The sequence below is a fragment of the Empedobacter sp. UBA6305 genome (genome assembly GCF_002440405.1).
GTDB lineage: Bacteria > Bacteroidota > Bacteroidia > Flavobacteriales > Weeksellaceae > Empedobacter > Empedobacter falsenii_B.
Genome location: NZ_DJTP01000023.1, coordinates 46,282 through 56,515, shown reverse-complemented (window position 1 = coordinate 56,515; position 10,234 = coordinate 46,282). Strand labels below are relative to the sequence as shown.

At 31.0% G+C, this 10,234-nt stretch carries 11 protein-coding genes; 6 read left to right on the top strand and 5 right to left on the bottom strand.

Translation table 11 applies throughout. From position 1 onward, the window contains the following. Positions 1 to 400 precede the first annotated feature (400 nt). The 5 genes from B3M86_RS06415 to B3M86_RS06395 all read left to right on the top strand — a co-directional run bounded on the left by B3M86_RS06415 (position 401) and on the right by B3M86_RS06395 (position 3,999). The gene (locus B3M86_RS06415; protein ID WP_291076147.1) at positions 401 to 2,029 is read left to right on the top strand and encodes a helix-turn-helix domain-containing protein; all 1,629 of its coding nucleotides are present in this window, start codon (positions 401 to 403) and stop codon (positions 2,027 to 2,029) included. A gap of 132 nt (positions 2,030 to 2,161) precedes the next feature. Continuing rightward, entirely contained in the window at positions 2,162 to 2,917 is a 756-nt protein-coding gene (locus B3M86_RS06410; protein WP_219034567.1) for a hypothetical protein, read from the top strand. Then, positions 2,914 to 3,330: a DUF5675 family protein gene (locus tag B3M86_RS06405; protein ID WP_306822320.1), complete on the top strand. Its 417-nt coding sequence runs from the start codon at positions 2,914 to 2,916 to the stop codon at positions 3,328 to 3,330. The genes B3M86_RS06410 and B3M86_RS06405 overlap by 4 nt, the downstream gene beginning before the upstream one ends. Further along, the gene (locus tag B3M86_RS06400) at positions 3,317 to 3,544 is read left to right on the top strand and encodes a hypothetical protein (RefSeq protein ID WP_115000470.1); all 228 of its coding nucleotides are present in this window, start codon (positions 3,317 to 3,319) and stop codon (positions 3,542 to 3,544) included. The genes B3M86_RS06405 and B3M86_RS06400 overlap by 14 nt, the downstream gene beginning before the upstream one ends. 122 nt (positions 3,545 to 3,666) lie before the next feature. Beyond that, on the top strand, positions 3,667 to 3,999 hold the full coding sequence (locus B3M86_RS06395; RefSeq protein WP_291076144.1) for a hypothetical protein: 333 nt from the start codon (positions 3,667 to 3,669) through the stop codon (positions 3,997 to 3,999). Positions 4,000 to 4,069: 70 nt separating this feature from the next. On the opposite strand, the gene mnmE is transcribed toward B3M86_RS06395, so the two are convergent. The 5 genes from mnmE to B3M86_RS06370 form a co-directional block, all read right to left on the bottom strand. After that, positions 4,070 to 5,467, bottom strand: a complete 1,398-nt coding sequence (gene mnmE / locus B3M86_RS06390) for a tRNA uridine-5-carboxymethylaminomethyl(34) synthesis GTPase MnmE (RefSeq protein WP_291074396.1) — start codon at positions 5,465 to 5,467, stop codon at positions 4,070 to 4,072. Between the two features lie 462 nt (positions 5,468 to 5,929). Next, positions 5,930 to 6,664, bottom strand: coding sequence for an SIMPL domain-containing protein (locus B3M86_RS06385; RefSeq protein ID WP_291076142.1), 735 nt, complete (start codon positions 6,662 to 6,664; stop codon positions 5,930 to 5,932). Between the two features lie 65 nt (positions 6,665 to 6,729). After that, a complete protein-coding gene (locus B3M86_RS06380; protein WP_280037555.1) occupies positions 6,730 to 7,362 on the bottom strand; it encodes a thiamine diphosphokinase in 633 nt (210 codons plus the stop codon). Next, entirely contained in the window at positions 7,355 to 7,921 is a 567-nt protein-coding gene (locus B3M86_RS06375; protein ID WP_291076140.1) for a cob(I)yrinic acid a,c-diamide adenosyltransferase, read from the bottom strand. Before B3M86_RS06375 ends, B3M86_RS06380 begins: the two co-directional genes overlap by 8 nt. 37 nt (positions 7,922 to 7,958) lie before the next feature. Next, a complete protein-coding gene (locus B3M86_RS06370) occupies positions 7,959 to 9,176 on the bottom strand; it encodes an MDR family MFS transporter (RefSeq protein ID WP_219034569.1) in 1,218 nt (405 codons plus the stop codon). Positions 9,177 to 9,299: 123 nt separating this feature from the next. Here B3M86_RS06370 and B3M86_RS06365 point away from each other — a divergent pair, with 123 nt between their 5' ends. Beyond that, complete coding sequence (locus B3M86_RS06365; protein ID WP_291076138.1) at positions 9,300 to 10,148, top strand: DUF6929 family protein; 849 nt, start codon at positions 9,300 to 9,302, stop codon at positions 10,146 to 10,148. The last annotated feature ends 86 nt before the right edge of the window (positions 10,149 to 10,234 follow it).

Sequence of the window (10,234 nt, the reverse complement as noted above, 5' to 3'; positions counted from 1 at the left end):
CACATTACCACATTACCACATACTCCCAACATCAAGGCAAGATGAAGGCAAGATGAAGGCAACATAGTGGCAGTAGAGTGGCAATAAAGTTGAGGTAATAAAAAAGAGAAGTAAAACTTCTCTTTTTTATTCATCATTTAAGTTTCTTTGAAGTAATCGATTAGACTTATTTGTTCAAAGACATTCAAAACTAGAGATATTTATAGAACAATAAAGATTACAACAAGTACATTTTATAAAAAGAATGTATAATTTATAAATTATACACTTTTAAACGATTAAGTACTTAATAAACGATTTACGATATAAAATAAAGTATTTTAGTAGTAATCAATAGATCTATACCATGAAAAGAGTTGTAGTGTACACATACATACTCTTTCTACTTCCGCTTATAACAATGGCTAATCAAGTTGATTCCTTAGCCTCAAAAGATAATGCCTATCTAATAGAAAAATTGGATGAATTAGTACATGAAAAGCATCATCCAAATGCGATGATCTATGTGCAAGCGTATATAAGAAATGCTAAAAAAGAAAAGGATAAGCTAAATTTATTTTATGCTTATAAAGAAGGAATCTTTTTTTCAAGTCATTTAAATACTCAAATAGAATATGCAGATAGTGCGATAATTACTGCCCGGAAATTAAAAAACAAAGATTTAATAGCAACAGCTTTATTATCAAAAGGGCTAGCCTATTACAAAGCAAAAGATTATAGAGAGGCGTTACAAAATTATTTATATGCAGATCAGGAGTTAAAATATTCAAAAGACCAATATTTATTACATAAAGTAACATTTAATATGGCAATGATAAAAATCAAATTAAATCAATGTAACCAAGCAGAAGAATTGTTGCTGAAATGTAAAAACTTTTTTCAATCAAAACCAGAGAACAAAGATTACCAAGCCTATTTATTAAATACAATATATCAATTAGCATCTCTCCATCAAGAAGTTGGTAACAAAGCAAAAGCGAAAGAATTGAATCAATTAGGATTAAATAAAAGCAAACTTGAAAATAACGAATTTTTCCATAGATACTTTACGATAAATAAAGCAATTGATGAGTTTTTAAATGATCAATTTGTGACGTCTATTCAATTATTATCAACTAAAGAAGATATTTTAATAAAAACGAATGATTTTAATACACTAACCAAAATTTATTACTACAAAGCAAAGGCATTTGATAAATTGAATAATCAACAACATAAAATAATATATTTTAACAAAATAGATAGTATTTTCAATGAATACAACTTCTTAGAAATTAAATATAGACCGATATACGAAAACATTTTAGAGGAAACATTGGTAGCTTCTGATACGAACAGACAACTATATGTAATCAATCAATTATTAAAAATGGATGAGTTAAATTATAAGCTAGATGCAGAAATGAGTCAAGTTGTATACAAAGAATATGACACAGTGCAATTGCTCAAATTAAAGGAAAAAATATTGAATAAGTCTCAAAAATTATATTACGTATTGGCAGCGTGTTTTACTGGAATAATAGTATTGATCGTAGGAATTGTAAAAACTAGAAATAAAAATAAACATTTAATCGAAAAGTACAATCTGTTTATTGAAGAATCTGCTCAATCAAGTTACACAGAACGGAGAATATCGATTAAAGATGAAGAGGATTTGAATAAAGAAGCATTTGAAAGTTTACTATTAAAATTTGAAGAATTTGAGCGGGACAGAGAATTTTTAAACCCTAATATAACAGTAGTAAGTTTGGCAAAATCATTTTCAACGAATACCACTTATTTATCAAAATGTGTCAATCAGTACAAAGGAATTAATTTTTCATCGTACATCAATCGGTTGAGAATAAAATTTATTACTGATTTATTACAAGAACAGCCACAATACCTTAATTATAGTGTAGGGGCATTAGGAGAAATAGCAGGTTATATGAATCCCAGACAATTTTCAAATGTATTTTACAGTGAAACAGGTTTAAGACCTTTAGATTTTATTAAAATTCAAAAGCAAAAAAATATAGAGAGTATATAATGGCTTATTAATGTAATTTATTGACATACAGGCATTAAAAAGGACTTAGCTATTGCTTTAAACATATTGCTGTTGCAACTTTACAAAACCATTGCGCAATGGAGATCAATGTTTAATTAAAAATTTAAAAAAATGGCAAAGCAAAAAGGCTTTTTAAAACTTAGAGGTTCAATCGGAGATTTAAACTTCTACAAATCAAAAGATGGTTATATGGTAAGAGAAAAAAGTTCTATAGACCGTAATACCATAATGAGTGATCCGCGATTTCAGCGTACCAGAGAAAATATGCAAGAATTTAAGAATGCAGGTACTGCTGGAAAAACACTACGAAACGCATTCAATGCGATCATAAAAAATGCAAAAGACAGCAAATTATCAAGTCGTCTCACAAAAGTAATGCATGGTATCCTAAAAGAAGATACTACAAATGCTCGTGGACAAAGAAATGTACACAAAGGAAATCAATTACTGATGAAAGGCTTTGATTTTAATGCAGGGGCATCATGGTTAAAAACGGTCTTAATTCCTGTACAAGTAGATATAGAACGTACTTCTGGTGAAACAAAATTTACATTAGAAGCATACAAACCCTTAGATGTGATAATAGCACCACAAGGAGCTACCAATTACCGATTTGTAGCAGCTTCTACAGAAATTGATTTTGTGAAGAACGAATACATTACCAAAACATCGTATACCGATTATTATCCATACGATGAGGTTGAAGTGAATGATGTAGAATTGTTGAACAATCTTTCTCCAAATTCAGAGCATACAATCGCTTTAGCAATTGGAATCGAATTCTACCAAGAGGTGAATACCGTTTTGTATCCATTAAAAAATGGAAGTTTTAATGCAGCACATTTAATCGAAATCAATTTACCATGATGACAATTGTAGTAGAACGAATGTATTATCCGAATGGTACAAATGGTAGCTTATTCATCAACGATAAGTTTATTTGTTATACGATCGAGTTACCATGGAAGGAGAACGAACCCCGCAATTCATGTATACCAGAAGGATGTTATGCAATCCAAAAGAGAAGCTCACCAAAATTTGGTCAACATTTTCTGATTACAAATGTACCCAATCGTTCATTGATTTTGATTCATCCTGCCAATCATGCAAAAACTGAATTACAAGGATGTATAGCTCCAGTAACCATATTAACAGGTGAAGGGAGAGGAGAGTTATCAAGAAAAGCATTTACAAAACTTAAAACTCTAGTAAATGATAAACTTGATCGTGATCAAAAAGTAAGTTTAAGGATTAAAAGTAAACAACATGACAATTATTAATCGCTTTACAGCACCTACACCTAAATTATTCCAACAACTACGAAATATAGGATTAACCTTAGCTGCAATTGGAGGTGTATTAATTGCTGCTCCTATAGCATTACCAGCAACATTAGTGACCATAGGAGGTTATTTGACCGTAGCAGGAGGAGTAATATCAGCTGTCAGTCAATTGACGGTAAACGACAAAAACCAAAGTAATGATGATGAATAATAGTAATACATCGTTAATTGTTGGAACGATAGGAGGAACAATGACAAGTTTGGTAGCGACCATTCAGTGGGAACAACTTGTTTATACGATTTGTATGGGAATAGTAGGAGCAATATGCAGTTATGGAACATCATATTTACTGCATAAGAAAAACAACCCTTACGACGAAGACTAAGCATTTGATTACAAGTGTGATTTGGAAATCTTATTTTATTGATGTAAATTTTAACAACATTCATTTAAGTTTCATTGAGGTAATGCTAATTATTACAGAAATGAAAAATAACGAATTACAAAGAATGGTGATTTATCCGAAAGATGTATCAATTATTACGGGAAAGGGGTATAGGCAAAGTCTACGCTTACTCAATAGAGCAAAGCAGATAATCGGTAAAGAGAAAAAAGACTTCCTAACTTTTGACGAATTTTTGATTGCTTTTAAGATGAAATCGTAAAACCAAAAATGAAAAAGGTTCTCAATTTTATTGAAAACCTTTTTCTATATAACATAATTTTTAATAAGTATTATTTCCCGATGCAAAACTTGCCAAATATCGTCCCTAATATATCTTGATCCACATCTATTTCACCTGTAATATGTCCCAAATATGTTAAAGCTTCACGGATATCCATTGCTAACAAATCCCCAGGAAGTCCCATGTCCATTCCTTGTTTGATCTTTCCAATTTGAGAAAGTGTGTTTTGTAATGCTTCTAAGTGACGAGAGTTCGTAACGATTGTGTCATCCTGATTTGTTCCTTTTAATTTGATTTGATGAATCAGATTTTCTTTCAATGCATCAATATTAAATTGATCTTTAGCTGAAATTTCTAAATGAACAACATCTTTAAACTCTTGTTTGATAGCATCAGAAATAGCTGATTCGTTATTGTTTACATCAATTTTATTGGCAACATTAAACAAGATTTTTCCTCTACGTTGCAAATCATCTAACTGATTCGCAATTTGATTATCAGCAGTTATATTGGCATCATACAAATAGATGATAATAGAAGCATTGTCTATTTTTTCGAATGTTTTTTCAATTCCAATCCGTTCTATCGTATCGCCAGCTTCTCGAATTCCAGCTGTATCAATAAAACGGAACCCAACACCATCAATATAAATGGTTTCTTCAATGGTATCACGAGTTGTTCCTTCAATATCCGAAACAATAGCACGTTCTTCGTTTAATAATGCATTTAATAAAGTAGATTTCCCTGCATTTGGCGCACCAACAATAGCTACTGGTACTCCATTTTTGATAACATTTCCAAAAGCAAAAGAATCAGCTAAACGTTTTAAGATGGATTGTAATTTATTCAATAAATCATAAAATTGTGTACGATCTGCAAATTCAACATCTTCTTCAGAAAAATCCAATTCTAATTCCATCAAAGCTGCAAAATTGATCATTTGTTCTCTTAAATCTTTGATTTGATTAGAGAATCCTCCACGCATTTGTTTGATAGCAATTTCGTGCGAAGCCTTAGAATCCGAAGAAATAAGATCAGCAACAGCTTCTGCTTGTGTTAAATCCATTTTACCATTCCAAAAGGCTCTGAAAGTATATTCACCTGGATTGGCATTTCGAATGCCTATTTTATTTAAAAGTTCTAAAACTTTTTGCTGAATATAAATCGATCCATGTGTCGAAATTTCTACGACATCTTCACCTGTATATGAATGAGGATTTTTAAATATTGAGAATAATGCTTCGTCAACAATGGTATCTCCATCCATCACATAACCCAAATGTATGGTATGAGAAGAAGCGTCATTCAAAGATTTAGTTGAATTAAATTTTGATTGATAAATCTGAGCAACTTTAGAAATTGATTCTGGTCCAGAAATACGAATAACCGCTATAGCGCCCATTCCATTGGCAGTTGCCAATGCACAAATTGTATCGTTGTTTAGCATAAGGCAAATTTACAACATAATAAGTTGTTGGAAAATTATAATTAATATGATAATTTTTTAAAATGTAAAAATATTTACTGTTAATATATTAATACTTAAAAAGGGATGTTTTTTAACCTGAACTAATTACTGCTACATCTGATGCTATTGGGAAAGAATTTGAGGATCATGAAATTAAAATTTTTAGTCAAATGGTTTTAATCCTATGATTCTAAATTATCATCAACTTATAAAAAATTAGATTTTGATAGATAATTGGCACACTTTTAGTATTTCTTTTAGAAATTGGAATTTATAATGTCATCAAAGAAAAATTATGCTACAAAAAGAGGTTTTGGAATTGGTAATTTTAGAATTAAAATTGTAGATGTACTTATTGTAATATCCGCTTTGATATTACTTGCAGTAGTATTTAAATAGACAAAAAAGCTTCTTATAAATTAAGAAGCTTTTTTTTATTTTTTAATTTGAGTTATAACTTGCTCTCACTGTAATTTGAGCCGTTTTCTGACGTGATGTTGTATTAAATGATCCACCAGCAGAATACTCTTCATTATCATTTTTACCTGTTATCTGAAAAATACCCAAATCGGCTTGTTTTAATTTTCCTAAACTAGTGCCAGATTTTGTAGCAATATTTTCTGCACGTTGTTTTGCATTTTCAGAAGCTTGCGCAATCAACTCAAGTTTCAAATCTTCTAATTTCGAATAATAATAATTTGGATTAGATGAACTCAATTCGATACCTTGACTAATTAAAGTTGATATTTCCCGCGAAGCTTTCTCTATTTTATCCAATTCTTTCGACTCGATAGTCGCATCTTGCGAAAGATTATAGCCTGTAAATTGACTTATCGAATTTCCGTTTGCATCTGTTCCGTACTGAAAATCTTTTGAAATATTTACCGCTTCAAAAACAATTTCTTTTGGATTGATTCCTTGCGAAATCAAAAAGTTTTTGACAACCGTTTGATCAGCTTTTAATTGATCCGAAGCAACACGTAAATCATAATCTTTTCGACTAAAAGTTGCACGCCATTTAACTAAATCGGCATTAAAATCTTTCAAAGCATTTCCAGTAACATCGATCGATTCAGAACTTCTGAATTTATATTTGTAGGCGTTCCCTAATATACATGTTGCAGCAATCAGTCCAACGGCTAAAATAGATGCAACAATAACTGAAAATTTATTCATAGTAATTTGGTTTTCAGTAAATGTACAAAAAATACTAAAGATGCGTTTCACTAAAAATAGTGAAATTAAGCAATCAAAATAGGAAATTCTTGATCGATGATAAAGATGATTAAATTACCTTCTGAATAATCAATTGTAACCACATCTTCATTGGCTTTGTTACGAGTTCCTATGCGAGAAAGTAAGTTCAAATCTTCGTTATTCAACGGATATTCCAAGCCTTTTGTGACAATGTTTTTACATTCAGGAAAGGGTAGGAGCGAAATTGTTCGTCCAAAATAGCCTTCTAACTTTGTTTCTTTTTCTGCGAAAAAATATTGACTATAATTATCGTAAAATAAAATATTGATTTGATCTTTGAAACGATAAGCCGCATTCAAATTTCCAATAAAATGATCTTGTTGACGACCACTTGCTCCAAAAACATCAACCTGTTCAAAACCTTTATCCAAAATGATTTGTAAGGCTTTTGCAAAATCTGTGTCATTTTGATCTGGAGTAGAAATAACTTCTGTTTCAGGAGGAAACTGACTGATTTCAAAAGAATCAAAATCGCCCGAAATAACATCGGGCGTTATATGTAATTTTTGTAAATAACGAAATGCACCATCTGTACAAAAAATCATTTCATAATTTGATGTATCAGGCAGAATAGTTGGAACTTCGCCATTCAAAAATAAAAGCGCTTTTTTATTCACCTGGAATCCATTTTACTTCTTCGTGATTATTGTCTGTGGCAATTTTTCGCCCTAAAACGAACAGATAATCAGAAAGACGATTCAAGTATTTTTGTAATTCTGGGCGGATTTCTTCTTCTTCAGCTAAACCAACTGTTAAGCGTTCTGCACGACGACAAATACAACGCGCAACATGTGCATGAGAAGCTGCTTGATTTCCACCTGGAAGAATAAAATGTGTCAATTGTTCTAATTGTCCTTCCAAATCATCAATCCATTCTTCCAATTGAACAATATCTTCTTCAGTAACGGTTTTCGGAATACGAGGTTTACCATTTGCCAAGTATAATTTATCGACTGGCGTTGCTAATTCAGCACCAAGATTAAATAATCCTTTTTGGATGATGATAATTTCTTCCTCTAATGCTGGATCAATTTCATATGAACGAACCAATCCTAAATAAGAATTTAATTCGTCAACAGTTCCGTAAGAATCAATCTTTAAACTATTTTTAGAGACACGTGTTCCTCCATATAAACCTGTTGTTCCTTTGTCTCCTGTTTTTGTATATACTTTCATGTGATTTCAACTTATAATTATCGAAGATAAGAAAATCTTAAATATTTTTTGGTAAAAGTGGCTTAGTAAAAAAGTGATATCCGATAGCTACGATAACTAAAATAACTGTGGTGATTATCCAAAGTATATTAAAACCATAATCGGTAGCAATGTGAGTTCCTAAAAATGGCGAAACAATAAAGGCAATTGCAGCTGTCATTCCGTTCAATCCCATATAAGCTCCTCGGTTATTTTTTTGCGAACGAAAAGCTGTTACCGTTGACATCAAAGGTAAAACAAGCATTTCTCCAATAGACATTAGTCCAATTGCTAAATATAACATACCTAATGTGTGACTAAATGTGAAGATAAAATAACTAATTGCTGTGACAAATGAACCAAAAACTAAAAGTTGAGTAACTGAAAATCGTTTTTCGGTGTAATGGATCAATAACATTTCGAATACAACAATGATTATTCCACTGAATCCCATTAATAACCCAATCTCTGTTTGTGTTAAATGAACTACATCTTTGTAAAATAATGGAAGTGTATTTAGGATTTGGAAAAATGCAATAGAGAATAATACACAAAATAAATTGAATACTAAGAAAGGTGTATCAGTGTATGCATTACGTTCTTTTTCGACAACTGTTTTATCAGAAATATTTTCTGTAGCAGCATTTCGTTCTTTTCGTCCATTGAAAAAGACAAAGAATACAATTCCTGCAACCAAAGCAGCTCCTGCATTGCAATAGAATAATAAATCGTACGAATAATTAGATAAAAAACCTCCCATTGATGGACCAATTGAGAAACCTAAATTAACCGCCATTCTATTCAACGAAAAAGCACGAGTGATATTTTCTTTCTTTGCATAACGCGTGATGGCAACTGAGTTTGCAGGACGAAACATTTCGCTAATAATACTCAAAACAAGCATAATAACAGCAAAAGATTCTACCGTTTTAAAATAAGGTAAAATCAAAAACATCGGAGCACTCAGAAATAAACTGATGGCTTGTACTTTAAAGTTTCCGATTTTATCTGTTATCCAACCTCCAAGCCAAGAACCAATTACAGAACCAACTCCAAAACAACTCAAAACTATTCCCGAGTTTTCTAAAGAAAATCCTAATTCGGAGATCATATAAATTCCTAAAAATGGTAAAACCATCGAACCCATTCGGTTCAACAACATTACGATGGCTAACATCCAAGATTCTTTCGAAAGTCCGCTGTAAGCGTCAATGTAAATTTTTAGAATTTTTTTCATCTCTCAATTTTCTTTTAAGTGCTACAAATTTAAGTTCTTTTTTTTCAAAAAAATGGTTATTTATCAAGGTTTCTGATATTCTTTGATTACTTTTGAAACCTCTTAAAAACAAATCTTACATCTATGTTGTTTTACAATTTCATTCTTAAGGTTTTAATTGTCATAAATGGGCTTGGAGCGGCATCTGGATTAGTGGTTGATAAACACCATGTTTACACGATTTCCGATGATAAAGCACATTTGTACGTTTACAATAAAAAGAAAAAAGAAGTGGATAAAGTTGATTTGAATCCAGAAGTAAAATCAAAACATATCACCAAAAAAGATAAACCAGATTTTGAAGCGATTACAAAATTTGACAATCATTTGTATATTCTTGGTTCGGGTTCTAAGGAAAATCGTTTCGATTTGATTTCATATAACATCAAAACTAAAGAGGTACATAACGATAATTATAGTTTTCTTTTGGATGAATTTTTAAAGGTTTCAAATTTATCTAAAAAAGATCTTAACATCGAAGGAATTATTACAGATGGACATTGTACATATTTTTTCAACAGAGGAAATGGTCCTGCTGGCATAAACGGAATTTATAGAGTGGGAGGCAAGATAAATGATTTGAGAGGAAAATCAATTGACTTTTTTTCAATCACTTTACCTAAAATCAACAATGAAACGACTACTTTTTCTGATGCTATTTTGGTAGATGGAAAAGTTTTGTTTACTGCAACTGTGGAATCTAAAAGTACAACTCAGTTTAATGGAGAAATAAAAGGTTCTATTATTGGCGAATTAGATTTGGCTGCGATGGAAGTTACGCGTTGGCAAAAAATTTCGGATGATAAGAAAATCGAAGGTTTAGCGTTGTATAAAGAATCTGGAAAGAATTATACCTTGTATTTGTGCGAAGATAATGATGATGACTCCAATAAAGCGTCAATTTATATCTACAAATACCAAAAGGAAATCTAATTTTTTGAATAAAGAATTTCGAAATACGGACATCGATTTTCGATTTATTCTTAAAAAATTGTGAAAGTATTTTCAAGACTATTATA

Excerpts from the sequence above, each read along its gene's own strand:
- B3M86_RS06370 (WP_219034569.1), bottom strand. The coding sequence starts at position 9,176 with ATGAAAAAAATTCTAAAAATTTACATTGACGCTTACAGCGGACTTTCG.
- B3M86_RS06375 (WP_291076140.1), bottom strand. The coding sequence starts at position 7,921 with ATGAAAGTATATACAAAAACAGGAGACAAAGGAACAACAGGTTTATAT.
- B3M86_RS06415 (WP_291076147.1), top strand. The coding sequence starts at position 401 with ATGGCTAATCAAGTTGATTCCTTAGCCTCAAAAGATAATGCCTATCTA.
- B3M86_RS06365 (WP_291076138.1), top strand. The coding sequence starts at position 9,300 with ATGTTGTTTTACAATTTCATTCTTAAGGTTTTAATTGTCATAAATGGG.
- B3M86_RS06400 (WP_115000470.1), top strand. The coding sequence starts at position 3,317 with ATGACAATTATTAATCGCTTTACAGCACCTACACCTAAATTATTCCAA.
- B3M86_RS06405 (WP_306822320.1), top strand. The coding sequence starts at position 2,914 with ATGATGACAATTGTAGTAGAACGAATGTATTATCCGAATGGTACAAAT.
- B3M86_RS06385 (WP_291076142.1), bottom strand. The coding sequence starts at position 6,664 with ATGAATAAATTTTCAGTTATTGTTGCATCTATTTTAGCCGTTGGACTG.
- B3M86_RS06410 (WP_219034567.1), top strand. The coding sequence starts at position 2,162 with ATGGCAAAGCAAAAAGGCTTTTTAAAACTTAGAGGTTCAATCGGAGAT.
- B3M86_RS06395 (WP_291076144.1), top strand. The coding sequence starts at position 3,667 with ATGGAACATCATATTTACTGCATAAGAAAAACAACCCTTACGACGAAG.
- mnmE (WP_291074396.1), bottom strand. The coding sequence starts at position 5,467 with ATGCTAAACAACGATACAATTTGTGCATTGGCAACTGCCAATGGAATG.